The 15,604-nt window shown below is 44.4% G+C and carries 14 protein-coding genes; 7 read left to right on the forward strand and 7 right to left on the reverse strand.

All coding sequences use genetic code 11. The annotated features are described in order from the left end of the window. The 3 genes from AC6R05_RS10365 to AC6R05_RS10375 all read left to right on the forward strand — a co-directional run. Positions 1-418 (forward strand): NAD(P)-dependent oxidoreductase (locus AC6R05_RS10365; protein WP_500647298.1); only part of this gene is annotated, 418 nt, incomplete at its 5' end. A 125-nt stretch (positions 419-543) separates the two neighbouring features. Beyond that, on the forward strand, positions 544-960 hold the full coding sequence (locus AC6R05_RS10370) for a GNAT family N-acetyltransferase (protein WP_032550662.1): 417 nt from the start codon (positions 544-546) through the stop codon (positions 958-960). 38 nt (positions 961-998) lie between these two features. Further along, complete coding sequence (locus tag AC6R05_RS10375) at positions 999-1,838, forward strand: DUF3626 domain-containing protein (RefSeq protein WP_500647299.1); 840 nt, start codon at positions 999-1,001, stop codon at positions 1,836-1,838. Between the two features lie 205 nt (positions 1,839-2,043). Here the strand turns inward: AC6R05_RS10375 and AC6R05_RS10380 are convergent, their stop codons facing one another. Both AC6R05_RS10380 and AC6R05_RS10385 read right to left on the reverse strand, forming a co-directional pair. Further along, positions 2,044-3,069, reverse strand: coding sequence for a zinc-binding alcohol dehydrogenase family protein (locus AC6R05_RS10380; protein WP_500647300.1), 1,026 nt, complete (start codon positions 3,067-3,069; stop codon positions 2,044-2,046). Between the two features lie 164 nt (positions 3,070-3,233). Continuing rightward, on the reverse strand, positions 3,234-3,524 hold the full coding sequence (locus tag AC6R05_RS10385; protein ID WP_500647301.1) for a putative quinol monooxygenase: 291 nt from the start codon (positions 3,522-3,524) through the stop codon (positions 3,234-3,236). 394 nt (positions 3,525-3,918) lie between these two features. Between AC6R05_RS10385 and AC6R05_RS10390 the strand changes: the two genes are divergently transcribed. The 3 genes from AC6R05_RS10390 (at position 3,919) to AC6R05_RS10400 (ending at position 5,911) form a co-directional block, all read left to right on the forward strand. Beyond that, on the forward strand, positions 3,919-4,836 hold the full coding sequence (locus AC6R05_RS10390) for a LysR family transcriptional regulator (protein ID WP_500647302.1): 918 nt from the start codon (positions 3,919-3,921) through the stop codon (positions 4,834-4,836). A gap of 93 nt (positions 4,837-4,929) precedes the next feature. Beyond that, positions 4,930-5,340 (forward strand): GNAT family N-acetyltransferase, encoded by a 411-nt coding sequence (locus AC6R05_RS10395; protein WP_032550657.1) that lies wholly within the window; start codon positions 4,930-4,932, stop codon positions 5,338-5,340. A gap of 139 nt (positions 5,341-5,479) precedes the next feature. Continuing rightward, a complete protein-coding gene (locus AC6R05_RS10400; RefSeq protein ID WP_500647303.1) occupies positions 5,480-5,911 on the forward strand; it encodes a GNAT family N-acetyltransferase in 432 nt (143 codons plus the stop codon). A 145-nt stretch (positions 5,912-6,056) separates the two neighbouring features. Here AC6R05_RS10400 and AC6R05_RS10405 read toward each other — a convergent pair whose 3' ends face one another. Genes AC6R05_RS10405 through AC6R05_RS10425 form a run of 5 tightly spaced genes read right to left on the reverse strand, consistent with a single transcriptional unit; the run spans position 6,057 to position 13,323 of the window. Beyond that, positions 6,057-7,259, reverse strand: a complete 1,203-nt coding sequence (locus AC6R05_RS10405; protein WP_500647304.1) for a type III PLP-dependent enzyme — start codon at positions 7,257-7,259, stop codon at positions 6,057-6,059. After that, positions 7,252-9,117 carry an IucA/IucC family protein gene (locus tag AC6R05_RS10410; protein ID WP_500647305.1) on the reverse strand — a complete coding sequence of 622 codons (1,866 nt, stop codon included), beginning with the start codon at positions 9,115-9,117 and terminating at the stop codon, positions 7,252-7,254. The genes AC6R05_RS10405 and AC6R05_RS10410 overlap by 8 nt, the downstream gene beginning before the upstream one ends. Next, a complete protein-coding gene (locus AC6R05_RS10415) occupies positions 9,089-10,297 on the reverse strand; it encodes an MFS transporter (RefSeq protein ID WP_500647306.1) in 1,209 nt (402 codons plus the stop codon). Before AC6R05_RS10415 ends, AC6R05_RS10410 begins: the two co-directional genes overlap by 29 nt. 6 nt (positions 10,298-10,303) lie before the next feature. After that, positions 10,304-12,115, reverse strand: coding sequence for an IucA/IucC family protein (locus AC6R05_RS10420; RefSeq protein ID WP_500647307.1), 1,812 nt, complete (start codon positions 12,113-12,115; stop codon positions 10,304-10,306). Next, the gene (locus AC6R05_RS10425; RefSeq protein ID WP_500647308.1) at positions 12,112-13,323 is read right to left on the reverse strand and encodes an ATP-grasp domain-containing protein; all 1,212 of its coding nucleotides are present in this window, start codon (positions 13,321-13,323) and stop codon (positions 12,112-12,114) included. Before AC6R05_RS10425 ends, AC6R05_RS10420 begins: the two co-directional genes overlap by 4 nt. 240 nt (positions 13,324-13,563) lie before the next feature. Here AC6R05_RS10425 and AC6R05_RS10430 point away from each other — a divergent pair, with 240 nt between their 5' ends. Further along, positions 13,564-15,600, forward strand: a complete 2,037-nt coding sequence (locus AC6R05_RS10430) for a TonB-dependent receptor (RefSeq protein WP_500647309.1) — start codon at positions 13,564-13,566, stop codon at positions 15,598-15,600. The last annotated feature ends 4 nt before the right edge of the window (positions 15,601-15,604 follow it).

Below are 15,604 nucleotides of genomic sequence, written 5' to 3' on the forward strand. Positions count from 1 at the left end.
AAAATCACATGGTTTTGAGGCCTCTGAATCCAAACGCGGCTTCTTTCAGCAAGTGGATGTTCTATCTCTCCATCTTCGTTTGAATGAGGCAACGCGAGGGTGTGTTACGGCTGAAGATCTAAGATCAATGAAGTCAGATTCCTTGTTTGTGAATACCAGCCGTTCAGAGCTTGTCGAGACTGATGCCCTGTTTAACGAACTCAAATCCAATCCGATCAAACGAGCGGCTGTCGATGTTTTTGATTGTGAGCCCGCAACTAAAAGTACAGAGCCTTTGCTTTCTCTACCTAACGTTACTGCGACCCCTCATTTAGGGTATGTAGAGCAAGGAAGCTACGAGCTTTATTTTAAAATAGCGTTCGAAAATCTTGTGGCGTACGTTTCAGAGAACGAAGCGCTTGAAGAAGCATGTGATTAACGGGTCGGTATGGTTAAGTATGAATAACTTAACCATGAATAAATCGAGCATTAATAGATTCATTATATTTGGCACTTTTGTAAGGTGTTTAGGTTTAAGTAAGGGAACAAGTTGTGTTACGAGAAATGGACATCTCAGATTATCAGCAGGTCATGAACCTTTGGTCTGAAACGGAAGGCATGCAATTAAGAGAAGCAGACTCCGAAGAAAACATCGGGAAGTATCTCGAGCGTAACCCAAACCTGAGTTTTGTTGCTCTGCAAGGCGAGCAGATCGTGGGTGCGATATTGGTGGGAACAGACGGTCGTCGTGGTTATATCCAACATTTAGCGGTATCCAAAGCTTGCCGTGGTCAGGGCTTAGGCGCAAAGCTGATATCAAACGCAGTGGACGCCTTATCATCCATAGGGATCGCTAAAACCCACTTGTTTGTCATCAATGACAACCTGAACGCACAAGCGTTTTATGAAAATATTGGCTGGCATCCACGTGATGAAATACGTATGTTTTCATTTAACGCATCAAACGTAGGCAACATCTAGGTGCGAGTGAGTAGACGCTAGGACAAATTAGAGGTGTTATGACTGAAGGTGCAACCGAGCAAGCAATCGCAAATATACGTTCCAAGTCTTGTTGCGAAGAGGGTAGTTACGTCCATGCGGTGACGATTAACTTTCACCCTGACCGTTATACGTCGAATAAAACACCGTTACTTCAAGCGATTGCGCGTGATGGCAAACTCAAATCTCAATTCGAGACCAGCACGAGTAACGGCGGGTTAACGGCCTATACTGGCGGAGCAAGATGGATTTGGGAGCAGAGTGTGTTTGATGGCGCGTATGATAATGCCGCTGACCACTTAAGACCCAAGTATGGTGCTTTGAACTTTCGAGAATATCCCTCTGGCGCAGCCGCGCGCTTTGGCAGTAGCTATTTTGAGTTAAAGCAACACGTACTGGATCGTACTACGTTTTGCTATCCAGATAGTTTCTTTGAACCCACAGACTTTGCCATTGCAAGTCGGCTACAGGCATTAATCGATAAGGCATCTTCTGACGATGTTGATCTGTTAGATGATTATATCGAAGCGCATGTTCATGGTGAGATATCACTGAAAGAGGACGTCGAGTGTATAGTGCTTGATCCAGCTTATCGCGAGACCGGGATCGAATGGTATGCTCGCCAGTTAGATATTCCAGTTAAATGGCATAACGGGTTTAAACTGAGTGTTGAAGAGATGGCTCGCTATCCAGAATATCGTGGGAAAGAGTACATAGAGCTCGCTAAAGAGTTATCGCAAGATGGTGTCATCGATCCAAGAATACTCGGCTTGGCAGTCACCGAAAAAGGTTACGATGAACAAGATGTCAAAAAGGTTTGGCATTATTTGGCGCGATTCGGCTATCAACCTCTGGATTGAAATCACTCTAAAGGTTAAGGTTTTATGACGCTGTCACATTTAGTGGCGTGGTTATGACGTTGAGTTAAAGCGTAAGCCTAGTGACAAATAAAAGAGCCACTATTGGGTGGCTCTTTTTGTATTTGGGTATTTCTAGCTTAGAAGAATGTAGCTTGATGATCACTTACTGCCTCTATTCGAAGAGCAGTAAATTACTCTCAATATCCTAATACTTGATCGCCGTTTTACCGATTGAAGCACTACTTTCGATACGTTGGTGCGCATCTTTAAGCGTTTCAACACTAAAGCCATTCAATGTTGTCGTTAGTGTAGATTTAATGCGGCCAGCGTCGATCAGATTTGCTGCTTGGAATAGAATGTCTTGCTGCTTTTGGATATCATCTGTGTCAAACAGTGAGCGTGTAAACATTAACTCCCAAATAAAACCAGCGGATTTGCCTTGAAGTGCTGACAAGTCGATACCACCATCGAACTCAACGATTGAGCTGATTAAACCTTGTGGTGCGATAAGTTCTACCATTGCATCCCAGTGTCCTTTGGTATCAGCCACGTTGAAAATGTAATCGACATGTTTGATGCCTTGTTCACGAACGGACTCAACCAAGTTACGGTGGTTGACGACATGATCAGCCCCCATATCTCGCACCCATTGCTCTGTTTCTGGTCTTGAGGCTGTGGCAATAACAGTCAGGTTAGTAAGCTGCTTTGCTAATTGAATCGTAATAGAGCCTACACCACCAGCGCCGCCAATGATCAGTATCGATTTTCTCTCTTCTGGGCGAACACGGAGTCGGTCGAATAGCGCCTCCCATGCAGTGAGTGTTGCTAACGGCATGACGGCAGCAGATTCATCAGAAAGACTCTTCGGCGCGTGAGCAGTGATGCGGTAATCCACAGCTTGATATTGTGCATTAGCCCCCATGCGTGTCACATCGCCGGCATAGTAAACTCGGTCACCAACTTCGAAGCCTTCAGCGTTTGCACCTTTGGCGATAACTTCACCAACAGCGTCGTAACCCAATACTTTAGGTTGTTCTAGGGTTTTACCTTGGGCATTACGAATGCGTATTTTAGCATCTGCAGGATTAATTGACGTCGCACTCACCTTGATGAGTAGGTCGTTGTCTTTCACTTCTGGAACATCGGTTTCAAACTCAAACAGACTGTCTTGCTCTGTAATTGGAAGTGATTGAGTAAACCCGATTGCTTTCATTTTTATTGGTGCTGTCATGGTGCTTCCTTTTGATTAGGTGAAGTGGCTTCAGCCTAATTTTTAAATCGTAATCAACGAAAGTTGGCCCATTCAATATCCAGCATATTGATTGAGATGTTATGAATGGGCTTAAACGATGAGCTGTTGAGCCATTGATCTTGAGTGCCTTAGAGCACTAGCAATCAACCAATGTGCGTCATTTCATTGAGTGTAAAGCTTGTGACTGCGCCCTCAGTGGCTGCCATGTATTCTGCAAGGTGGGTGTTGTTCATATGTGTTTGCCACAACTCGCGTGACTCCCAGTTCTCGTAAAATAAGAAGTGTGCTGGGTTTTCATTGTCTTGGTGCAAGTCGTAGTTGATACAACCTTCTTCTGCACGAGTGATCTCAATCAGTTTAAGCAGCTCAGCTTTCACTAGATCAATTTTGTCTTCATTTGCCACGATGTTTGCAACAATAGTTAATTTAGTCATGTTACTTTCCTTTGTGTGTTCAGTTCCGAAAAGACGGTAACTTATATAAAACAAGAAGTTATAGAGTCTCAAAATTGGTTACATAGCGGTCTGTTAGCTCAATGAGTGTAGACAATATATCGCCATTGGTTTTCTAATGGTTTTTGAAACACTATCAAAAAGTGTTTGTTAATTTATCGCGCCGTCGTTTATCGCTATTGAAGGTAAATGGGTATTCCGATATGGGGCGCTTCGTTAACATGACGTTATCTTAGGTGAGTGATTGGCAATGAAAAACAGCCTTTACTTTGATTAATTATCAAGTAATATTTGATAATAGTGATCCTCTACTCTATAAATACTTAGCGTTGATAGCGTGTTCTTACCCAATTTAATTAAAGAATGAGGCTTAAAGATGTTGCTAGAGGATTTGAAGGTTATTTTGAAAGTTGCCGAGTTTCGCAGTATTACCGCTGCAGCAACCAACCTTGATATGCGGACAGCAACGGCCAGCGCTGCGGTAAAGCGCGTCGAAGCATCGTTAGGAGCAGAGCTTTTCGTTCGTACGACACGCCACTTACGGCTATCGGCGGCGGGAGAGCGTTACTTGCCACAATGCGAGGAAGCGCTAAAGATGCTTGAGCAAGCGAAAATGAACATGCACGAAGAGCTCGGCATTATTGATGGTGAAATTCGTATCGCATTATCGTCTGATCTAGGACGAAATCTCATTACGCCTTGGTTGGATGAATTCTTGTTGGAATATCCTAACGTGTCGCTTCGATCCAGTATTAGTGATAGCAATATCGACTTCTATCGTGACTCGGTGGATATGGCGCTACGTTATGGTTCTCCAACCGATGCCAACATGTATGGATTTAAGATCTGCGATGTTCCTAGAGTGTTATGCGCAAGCCCTAGTTATCTTGCTGAGCATCAAGCTCCGATACAACCCAATGATTTGTTAGAGCACAATGCCCTCTTTTATCAGTTACACGATGTTCTCCAGAATGAATGGCAGTTCAGTCATGAAGAAACCACTCATAAAGTGAAGCTAACAGGTAACAGGGCTTCCAACGATGGGGATTTGGTTAGACGTTGGTGTGTAGCAGGTAGAGGGATTGCGATTAAATCATGCCTTGATATGTCCAATGATCTGCTTACTGGGCGGGTGGTCAGTGTCATGCAAGACTACAAACCTACTCCTACTGAGCTTTGGCTGGTATGCCCAAGTCGTCAATCGATCACCCCAACGGTTCGATTATTAAGAGATCTGTTCAGGGAGAAAACCAGTGACATTCTCAGCAAACTGGCTCAGCAAGGGGCGATTTAGCAGAAGCTTCATCGCTACAATGGCGGCGTCGATGATTATTTTTTTGAATGCAATTGCTCATCAGCAAATGGATATGAACACGTAAGGAAAGAAATGGAATACAAATTTGATAGTGAACCTTCAGACAAGGACATCAATGAAGTTCGTGGTGGTTTGATTGAACACAATACGCCTTTCTTGGAGGGGATACCTAAATCTCAAGTGGCTTATTATGCTTTGGAAGATCAGAAGAAAGTCGGTGGTATCATCGCAGATCTTTGGGGAAACTGGCTTCTTATTAAGTTTCTTTGGGTTGATGAATCTCTGAGAGGACAGCAAGTTGGAAGCGAACTTCTCACGCGAATCGAAGAGTATGCGAAGTCTCAAGGATGTACGTCGTCGCTGGTTGATACGTTAAGCTTTCAAGCTCGTCCGTTTTATGAAAAACAGGGCTATGAATGCCAAATGGTATTAGAAAACTATCCACTGGATTCATCGCTTTCGTTTCTCACGAAGAAGCTATAACCCGAGCCGCTGAGGTATCATTCTATCCATCGGTCGGGTGCTACTTATTCATAGTCTTAATTAGACGCCATTACACTTCGTCAGTTAATATAAGCACTCGCGGCTGCACATTGATATCCGTTAACTTAAGAGAAATGCGATGATTATTGAAAATGTGCGTCCTGAAAATTACGCTGAAATGCTTAATGTTTGGGAAAACTCAGTCCGAGCAACTCATGACTTCATAACAGAAGAAGATATTGAGTTTTTTAAGCCTATCATCATGGAACAAGCCTTTCCTGCTGTTATCTTAAGATGTGTGAAAAATGACAGCGGCTCTATTGTTGGGTTCGTGGGAACTCACGAATCAAAGGTTGAGATGCTATTCATTGTAAATGAAGTAAGAGGGCAGGGAGTCGGTAAAGCGCTGTTGCAGTATGCTATTGAGCATTTAGGCGCAACCCAAGTTGATGTGAACGAACAAAATCCACAAGCGGTAGGTTTCTATCAGCATATGGGATTCAAAGTTGTATCACGCTCACCACTAGATGATATGGGAAAATCTTTTCCGATTTTGCATATGACACTTTAACGCTCGGTTGTCGTAAACCAGTTTGTTAGAAGAAACGCCCAAAGCTAATAACTTTGGGCGTTTCCGTATGTGGAGGCTAAAAATCAAGCGTGTAGTTGACCTTTATTTAGCCATTAACAACGCGATATTGAATCCGTTGTTTGAGCTAGAAGTAATGAAACACAGGTGGCTCGTGCATTAAGAAGTTTTGATGGGAAATGTTCCATGCATACGCTCCTGCTAAGGTGAACACAAGATAATCACCGATGTCGACGTACTCAATGTTTTGGTTTCGAGCGAGTACATCTTTTGGTGTACATAATTGGCCAACTAAATTGGCAGTAGTGTGGTGGATTGGGTTCGAAATGGTTGAGTGCTGCTGATTGTGGACGACAGCAAAAGGGTGATCATGGTTTTGTGCTGCTGGTGTACGGAAATGATGCGTGCCACCACGACCAATCACAAAGTTTTCGCCAAGATTCTGTTTGATGTCTAATACTTCCATTACGTAGTAGCCGCACGGCGCAGAGATATAGCGCCCACACTCAAAGCGTAGTTTCCAATTTTCCATGTGTTCTTCAGCGATCAAAAATTCTAATTTGTCGCAAAACTCTATCCACGGGAAATGTTGGCTAGGATCTTGGTAATTGATCCCCATGCCTCCACCGAGATTAATAATAAGATCTTCAAGCGAGTATTTTTCTTTCCACTGTTTAACCACTTGGAAATAACGTTGAACGAGTGCTAAGTGACGGCCAACATCGAGTTGATGTGACATCAGGTGGAAGTGGAAACCTTTCAACTCTATTAACGGGAAATCACGCAGATGCATGATGGCGTTATCTAACTCAGCTTCATCGAAACCAAATGGAGTCGGTTTCCCGCCCATGGCTAGCTTGCTGAGCGTGATGTCACCAATATCGATATTCATGCGCAGAAAGATGGAAGCAGGTCGATTCAACTTTTGTGTCAAATCTCCGATACGCTGTAGTTCCGTAATACTTTCGACATGGATAGCATCAACATCAAGTTGTATTGCTTGTTCTAATTCGCTTGGCATCTTCCCTGGGCCACCAAAGATCAGCGGTTTATTGAGTTGTTGCTGCTGAAGGTGGCTAAGTTCACCGCCAGATGCCGCTTCAAACCCATCAACGTAAGGCGACAAGGTCCTCAAGATTGGCGCAGAAGGGTTGGCCTTTGCGGCATAAAACAGCTCCACGTTTTTGGGTAATACATGGCGCATCTGTTTGATATGCTGCTCAAGCGCATTAAGGTCATACAGGTAAGCACATAACGGCTGATTCTGCTGGTTCGCGAGTTGTTTTATTTCTTGCTCGATGTGAGAAGGAAGCAGAGTTAGCTTAGTCATGATTTTCTCCTGTGTTTTGAGTCGCCCACGGTGTCGCAATTAGCGTGTAACCCGACTCTTTGTCGGCATTTTGCATCAAGCGAGTGGTGAAGTTGTTCTTACTTGGGAAGAAGCCGCCATTAAGTAACGCAACTAACTCTGGTTGCTTGCCATTGATTGACTGCCAACGAACAATGGATTCTTTCAATAATTCCCACAATGTCTCTTCAAGTTTGGCGTCTCCCTCAGCAATAAAGAATATGGCCTCACTAATGTTGTTAATAAAGGTGCAGTAACCGATGCGATTCCAACCTTGCCCTCGGCTGTAGTAAACCGAGTGGCGGGCTCTTTCTGAAAGCTGCTGTAATGTCTCTGAAGGCCAAAATTTAGGTAACAATTTTGTACCTTCTAAATCACGAATCCACACGCAACATGGCATGCCTTGTTCAAAACCAATCAGCGTGTTTTGTAGATGAGGTTCGAATGCGACTCCATGTTTGAAGTAGTAGTTAAACACGCCGGGAACCAAGCAATGCAAGTAGCGCTCAAACCACAAGGTTGCGACACTTTCATACTGGCTTTGTGTTGCTTTTGCTTTGTGTTTTAGCTGGGTAGCTATATAGCTATTTCCTTCTCGGTCATAGGCAAACAGCGAACCTGCTAATGTCGGTTGTAGAACGTCGGTTTCACTTAGTGTGAAGTTCTCGCGATACAGAATGCCAAATGATTCACGCGCTTTTATGATGTCGTTAGGCTCTTGCCCTTCAATCGATTCCAGATTCAGTGTTGTTGCGTACGGCTCACTCATCACCTTGAATACTGGGTTACGCAGCTGTTCGCTCTCTTTTATCGGACGTAGAATAGAAGTTAACTGTACGGCACTGTCGAGTTCATACCATGCGTTTTTGCGAACACAGTTGGTCAAACGTACATTGATGGAAAACTTAGCGAACCATTCCATATCTGGGTGATAAAGAGTGCGCACGGATGAAGTGGGCAACAGTTTGTCTCCACCTAAGCCCAATGGTGTGATTTTTCCTTGTTCAATTGCACGTTGAACTGCTGGGTTTTGTAGAAGTGTGTAGCTTTCCCATGGGTGGCACGGATAAAGTAATTTTGATTCTGAATTACTTTCTTTTGGGGCCAATTGTTCGAGCATCGTTTTAGGTGATTTGCGCGTATCTGAGCGCAATACATCCAGTAAAGCTGCTTCCACCTCAAACCAATACAGAGGCACCTTCGCTCCAACTTCTGGAGAGCAAGCAAGTAAGTCATCCATACTTACCCCAGCACGACTTTTTGGTGTTGGATGAAAAGTGTGTCCCCAGAGCAGTGACTGTTCTGACGCGATAAAGGCATTATGCTGTTGGAGTGTGCTGTCGGCATGTAGGAATTGCTCGGTTACAAGCAAGCTGTTCTGCATTTGTTCTATCAATTCATGGTTGAACGGGATCATTAACACTTGTTTAAGGTAATTGAGCAACAGTGTTAGAGTTTGGGTTGCGTCTAGTTTAGACCAGCCAGCACCAGTCGTTTTCGACCAAGGTGAATCTGAAAGTTTTACCTTTCCTAGGCTACTGACGTATTCAACAGGCAAGACTAACAAGCCACTCTCTTGCGCCTGATTTTGCCGAGGGAGATATATTGCCACACGTTGTTTAGCCGTATAGTTTCTTTTTAACGTCTGTGGCAGTGATGCTGAGCTGAAGCACCAATCAACTTGCTTATTCGGTATCGCGTATTCACGCAGGTAGCAGTTCACTACGCCCATGATGGTATTTATTTGGGCTTTTTCTTGATTGAGCTGAACCTGACTGTGATTTATTTGCGTCTTGTTTTCAGCTCGGTTCTCAGTCGGATATGAATGATTGTTTAACATGTCGATGTCCAAATTTTGAAAGAATGATCATTGCGATAGCAGTACTAAAGCTGATCAAAGTAGAAAGTAAGAAAGGAACCTCAAGCCACCCCAAGCTTGATATAAAAGACGCGCTTAACCCTGCTGCAACACCCCCCCATTTAGACATGGCATCAAAGCGAGAAAATATCTTGCCACTTTGTTGTCGGTCGATTTTGTTGGCTAGGGCTTGATGTAGCCCTTGGTAGCAACAGACCATACCAAGTCCAAAAACAACTCGAGCGATGATCAGCGTTGTTTGGTCGGGTATTAGGTGCATCGCAGTACTGACTGAGAGTAAGCCGAAACCAAGGTACAAGGTATTTTGCGGATGGCGGCGGTTGAGCACCTCTGAAAACATATGAGCTTTTCCGGCAAAGAGTAAGTAAACACCGTGTGGAAGGGCGTATAAAAAGCCTATCCACGCTTGGTTTGTCACACCGTATTGCTGCACAAAAGGTGAGAAGTAGGGGAAGGTGACTACCATCGAAAAAGCAAAGAAGAACTGTGCACCGAACACCCAGTAGAGGTTGTGTAACGGCTTGTATGTTGTTTGTTCTCTTTGACTCGTTATCTGGTCTTTTGCTTCTTTCTCTGCATCCGATTTCACTAAGTGATCAGCAGGGAGCGTGAGCGTGATTGCCAATGCTAACAAGGGTAAGGCAGACAGCCACAGATACGCATTCAGCGGGCTCGTGTCTGATAATGTCCAACCTAGGCCGATGGGCGCGACGATCAACGCTAAACGTGCAGAAAGCTGAGTCTTATTCAGTGAAGTGCCGAGGGTCTTTGCGTCTTTAATTTGACTTGATAGGTAGCTATTCGAGGCGGCCATAGTGCCGCCAAAGGTTCCTTGAACAATAAGACCAAACACAAACATCGTTAGGTTATCTGCCAAACCACACAGAGCGAACCCTGCGGCAAGCCCTAGCTGTGCTCGCAATAGAGAGCGACGTTTGCCAAACTTATCAGCAAACTGCCCCCAAAACCGCGCAGCTAACGCAGTACAAAAGGTTGGCAAAATAAATAAAATGCCTGCCCAATCTGAATCGATATGTGCGCCAAGTGTCGGTAACACCATAGGTAAAAACAGGGGCATACCTAAGGCTGCAAATGCCGCGATGAAGTGGCAGAGCAGCACACAATAAATGAGTCTGGTCATGGTGGGTTAGTTCACGCTCTGTTTGATGGATTCTAAGTAAGCGTGTTGTGCTTCTTTACTGGTAAGTAGTAAGAAGTTCGGAGCCGATAACCCATAAAATTTATTGATATCGCTAGCACCGGAGGCTTCTTTCGAGAGCAAACTGCCTGAACTCAATAAATACTTGGTGTACAGGTTCGGTGATTCAAATAACATCTTGTTGGCAAGTGTTACGTCATGACCTTGATTACGAAGTTGCTCTAGCTGTTGAGAAAGGCTGGTTGCCACTATTTTGTAAAGGTCAGCCGATGGCGCAATAGCTTGTGCGGCCATTGCCTCAACAATCGCTGCAATATCGAGCTGTAACGTGATTGTAGTGAACATCTGACCAAGAGCCAGTTCATCGCCCACTTTAATGCGCTGATCCAGCAATTGATCGCACTTAACCGGTGAGAGGTGTTCGAAGTTTTTAAATCGCTCAGGCCAAATCCGCGCTGCATCATTGTCCTTCATCGCTAAGGTCATTTTTCCCTGAGCATCGAACGCTATAATGGCGTTCTGTTGGTTGGACTCCAATGCAATGCCGTATTGAAGCCACAATCTCAGATGTACTTTTGAAAGTAGGTCAACGTAATCCTTAAACCAAGCTAACGTGTCGTTGTGATAATACTGTTCGGCGAGGTGCTCTAAGAACAAGCGGTCATCGGGCATTGGGCTAGCCAACGCGGCAACGGGAACGAGTGCTTTGTCTTGCGAATGGTTTAATGGGTATTCACGTACGATGTAAGCGAAGCTTTTGTCATCTCCTACGTGTCCACCGTGTTTCTCATTGCAATGAAATAAAGTGCCTTGTAAGTCGCTATCACTTTGTTCTAAATGCGTTAATAGGCGCTCGAACCAATGTCCATCATAAAGAGTCGAAGGTTTGATTAAGCGAATGTTTTTGGTACCTAGAGAACGCATGATAAGTGGCACTTTGATGTGAATATGTGGTGCAGAATTCACAACAACGGTACGTACCGATAGTGTTGGTGTAACCTCAAGGTATGGAGTAGGGGCTTCAATAATACCTTCTGGAAGAGACTCAAGGCTTTGCAGTGTTAAAGGGTGTGCTGGGAATAAATGATGACTCACAGCAAAGTCGTCCGGTAGACCTACTTGCTCCATAGTTGGCCAGCATTGTGGCTGTGAACTGGTCAAAGTGACGAGTGACTTATCAATCGCGAGCCAACGCAGAGCAAAGCTTTGTGCAAACTCTGGCGCATATTGCTCGAGGTCTGTATCACTTAACCCAAATTTTGCGCGAGCGGTGGGATAATAAGGGTGATCAAGGTAAGACGCGATTTGATCAGCGCGCAGTAATTTTTGGTTCCAATGTGTCAGCTGAGAAATTGGCTGCATTAATGACTTAGAATGTTGTTGGAAAGCGTTATCACATAGTGCTTTGTGTTCTTCTGCACATTCGAGTTCTTGTAAGTAACCGTCTAGCAATGGGTGGGAGCTTTCATGTGCACACGCTTTTAATAATTGAATCCAATCATGATAGTCATGCTGAAGTTCAAACTGGCCCCTTTTCTCTATTAGCCAACCATGACCATCTACCCCATTAGGAGAACCGTATACCCAGCGCTGCATGTAGTAACTTGGCGTGACGGGTAGGTAAAGCGTGAAATCAGAATGGGAAAAGGTAGCCCATGCTTGCTCACCTGGGTAATTCGAAATAGCAATGCTGCTAGGTGTTTTGGCTTTGAGCTGACTTTTAGACATTAAGCCAAATAGATCTTCACGAAGGCAAGTATCCACTAGTCGCTGAGTTAGGTATGAAGCGTTGTTGCTCATGCGTTCACCTCACTGTTTGACGTTAGATTGAATCGAGAAATAGTGCGTTGAAGAGCAGCATCTAAACTTTGCCCCGAGGGCGATGCTATAGAAATTCGCGCTAGGTAATCTTTGTTGGAAAAGCTTTGTAGGAAGGTCTCACCCGGGTGTTTGAGCACCTGCTGTTGTGTGACAACGTCGCCATCTTGATGAATGAAAGACGTAGATGTCCCCTCGATGACGCCACTTTGCTTTGCCACAACATAGTGGACGTTTGCACTGCCACTTATTTGGAATGAAGGATCTAGCTTGTTGCCGAGGTGGAGACTTAAGATGGTGCTAAACCATTTTCCACCACTTAGATTATCGAGTAGGAACTCACGACCATCTCCAATACTGCGATAGTTGATTTCAACCAATACCGGACCAGACTTTGTGATAATAAATTCACTGTGACAAACACCGAAGCCTACGCCAAATGCTTGCAACTGTCGCACACACTCATCCTTGAATTGAGTGTTATTGTCGCCATTCCAAGTCGCAGCAGTTTCAATAAAGAACGGGGGCTCTGAGAGCTCGACATCAAACCCACCAAGCGCAGTTAAGTTTCCTCCGTCTCCCAAGGTTTCTAAAGTGATCAGCGGACCCTGCAAAAAATCTTCGACCAAGATTGGGCTAGTCGGTTGTTTCTGCCAAAAGCGCTCGCAATAACTTTCCAGCTCACCTTTAGAGTTGCAACGTTGGACGTCTATGCTTGCCACACCTTCTTTAGGCTTGGCGACGACAGGAAAAGTAAAATCAAACGCAGAATCGGTGTCACGATATAGCAATTCACTTTGGACATTGGGAAGAGACTTTTCATTCAGAACTTGGCGAGTGAGGTGCTTGTTCTTTGCTTGCAACGTTACGGTCCAATCTTTTGCCGGTAGACCAAAGAACTGAGCGCAGATAGCGGTCGAAGTTTGCAAGTGATCACTGTTACTAAAAACAGCACTCGGTTTTATGTTTTGTTCTGTGATGGTCTCGATAAGTTCGAGAGGATTAAATACATCACACTCAAGAATTGCGTCTGGGCTAAAACGCTCGTCATCGTTACTCAATTTCAGGTGGCTGAGCTTGTGATCTGTGATCAGGACGACGTAAAGCCCCATCGCTTTTGCTGTCGGTACGAAGCCGTGAGTGACTGCGTCATTGACGACGTGACTCACAATAATAATCGTAGATTTCATTGGGCTTTCCTAATTTATAAAACGTTGTTGTTACCTGCTCACAACTTGCATTCAAGTGGCCTTTTTGTTGTTTTTAGGGAAGGTTTTTTTCTATGTCATTGTTTTTATTGATAATGGTATTAATAGTGTAGTTGCATATCGCCGGGCAACTATAGTTGAAAAAATATATATTGCAAATATAAATGATATTTGTTTTCATTCGCATCGCAGTGGTTTTGTAAACAAAAATGGTAATAATAAATGAATATAAGATTGACCCTATCTCCACTAGCTTTGGCTATTGGTGGAGCGCTTGCGAGTGTAACTGTGGTACCAGCTGTAAACGCAAAAGAACAAGTTGTAGCGGACGAAACGCTACAAGTTATTGGACATCAATACGAAGGGTATGCGGAACATATGCCTCAGTCTGGTACCAAAACGGATGTTGAATGGCTAGATGTGCCACAAGCCGTTTCAGTGGTCACTAAGACTGAAATGGAAGACCGCGGAGCAGTACGTTTAGTGGATGCTCTCGATGGTGTTGCAGGTGTAAATAATACCCTCGGCGAAGGGAGTCGCGACCAATTTGTTATTCGTGGCTTTGATGCGCTTAATGATATGTATCGCGATGGGATGCGTGACGACGGGACTTTACAGTCTTATCGAAGCCTAGCAAATATCGAGCGTGTTGAGGTCGTCAAAGGCCCGGCAGGTGCACTTTATGGTCGAGGTTCTGCCGGTGGTATTATCAATCTAGTCACTAAACGTGCTAACGGTGATAACTTTACCAGTGTCAAAGGCAGTGTTGGTAGCAATAGCAAATTTGTAGGGCAGCTTGATAGCTCTATGGCGTTTTCAGACAAAGTTAATGGTCGTATCAATGTAGAGCATCGTCAAGCAGATTCTTATGTCGATCATGTTGATTCTAATGATTTCTTTATAGCCCCAACGATTCGAGTGATGCCTTCTGACGGACACACTATTGATCTCGATGTCGAATACGCTCACCAAGAGTTAGTTCCGTATCGTGGCGTTCCGTCAAAGGATGGTAAACCTGTTGACGTTTCTGAAAGCACTTTTTATGGCGGGACTAACGATTATCAAGAATCTGATAGCCTCCGAGTTGCGATAAATTATGAATGGCGTCTAAACAGTGACTGGGTATGGACAAACCGTGTAGCATACAACCATATTGAGCTGGAACAAAAGGGGACTCGTCAAGGAACGGTGACAGGCGATCAAGTCTCTCAAACCGTGAATAATTTTGGCTACGACCCACGTACCACGACTACATTGCAATCGGAACTCGTTTGGGAAACCGATTCTAATCAAATGATGATAGGCGCGGATTTCAACCAGATTAATATTGACCTTGTCCTAGCCAGTGACAAAACGCTTCCATCTCAAGACATTTACAACCCTGTAGTGGGCCCTACGCCCGACCCGGGTTTCAAGCCTTTCCGCGACAATACAACAACGACTACCGGCGTTTACGTTCAAGACGTTTACACCTTGGGTGATCTTTCGTTGATCGGTAATGTGCGTTACGACTCTATGGAGCTTGAACAACAAAAGGCTGGCTCAGCTAAAGAGAACCTTGACGACAACAAAGTAAGCTACCGTGGTGGTCTGGTTTATCGCCTTGCTGATGATATGTCTGTGTATGCAAGCTTAGCTCGTTCATGGCAGTTGCCTTATTCAGGAATCTACATCAATCCCAAGCTAGCGGAATTTTTCCATACAGATCTTCAAGAAATAGGTGCAAAAGCTTACTTGCTAGACAACGCACTGATGCTCAATGCTGCGATCTTCCAAATTGATCAAGAGCAACCTCAAACCGATACCAACGGTGACGTAATTAGCAAGATTGAAGCGCGTCATAAAGGTATCGAGCTTGAAGCTCGCGGTCAAATTACAACTCAGTGGGATGTATCGGTTGGGTATAGCTATCTTGATGCTGAAGACAAAGATACAGGTAAGAAGCCAAACGACGTATCTGATCACTTGTTCTCACTTTGGAGTACCTACCAGCTAGACGATAACTGGCGCTTAGGTGGCGGTGTTAAATACGTTGGCGACCGTTACGCAGGTAATAATGAAGCCGTCGCTTTAGGTGACTACACCACAGTCGATTTGATGGCTGCATACACTACGGGTCGTCATAAAGTTCAAGCGAATGCTTACAACATTTTTGATGAAAAATACATTTTGGGTGCAACCAACGGTACGTCTGGTACCAACCAGATTGGATACGGCGCACCTGCTGAATTCATGCTTAGCTACGGATACCAGTTCTAACAGT

The sequence above is a fragment of the Vibrio sp. R11-SG3-ISO9 genome, from assembly GCF_059834255.1.

Excerpts from the sequence above, each read along its gene's own strand:
- AC6R05_RS10370 (WP_032550662.1), top strand. The coding sequence starts at position 544 with ATGGACATCTCAGATTATCAGCAGGTCATGAACCTTTGGTCTGAAACG.
- AC6R05_RS10375 (WP_500647299.1), top strand. The coding sequence starts at position 999 with ATGACTGAAGGTGCAACCGAGCAAGCAATCGCAAATATACGTTCCAAG.
- AC6R05_RS10380 (WP_500647300.1), bottom strand. The coding sequence starts at position 3,069 with ATGACAGCACCAATAAAAATGAAAGCAATCGGGTTTACTCAATCACTT.
- AC6R05_RS10385 (WP_500647301.1), bottom strand. The coding sequence starts at position 3,524 with ATGACTAAATTAACTATTGTTGCAAACATCGTGGCAAATGAAGACAAA.
- AC6R05_RS10390 (WP_500647302.1), top strand. The coding sequence starts at position 3,919 with ATGTTGCTAGAGGATTTGAAGGTTATTTTGAAAGTTGCCGAGTTTCGC.
- AC6R05_RS10395 (WP_032550657.1), top strand. The coding sequence starts at position 4,930 with ATGGAATACAAATTTGATAGTGAACCTTCAGACAAGGACATCAATGAA.
- AC6R05_RS10400 (WP_500647303.1), top strand. The coding sequence starts at position 5,480 with ATGATTATTGAAAATGTGCGTCCTGAAAATTACGCTGAAATGCTTAAT.
- AC6R05_RS10405 (WP_500647304.1), bottom strand. The coding sequence starts at position 7,259 with ATGACTAAGCTAACTCTGCTTCCTTCTCACATCGAGCAAGAAATAAAA.
- AC6R05_RS10410 (WP_500647305.1), bottom strand. The coding sequence starts at position 9,117 with ATGTTAAACAATCATTCATATCCGACTGAGAACCGAGCTGAAAACAAG.
- AC6R05_RS10415 (WP_500647306.1), bottom strand. The coding sequence starts at position 10,297 with ATGACCAGACTCATTTATTGTGTGCTGCTCTGCCACTTCATCGCGGCA.
- AC6R05_RS10420 (WP_500647307.1), bottom strand. The coding sequence starts at position 12,115 with ATGAGCAACAACGCTTCATACCTAACTCAGCGACTAGTGGATACTTGC.
- AC6R05_RS10425 (WP_500647308.1), bottom strand. The coding sequence starts at position 13,323 with ATGAAATCTACGATTATTATTGTGAGTCACGTCGTCAATGACGCAGTC.
- AC6R05_RS10430 (WP_500647309.1), top strand. The coding sequence starts at position 13,564 with ATGAATATAAGATTGACCCTATCTCCACTAGCTTTGGCTATTGGTGGA.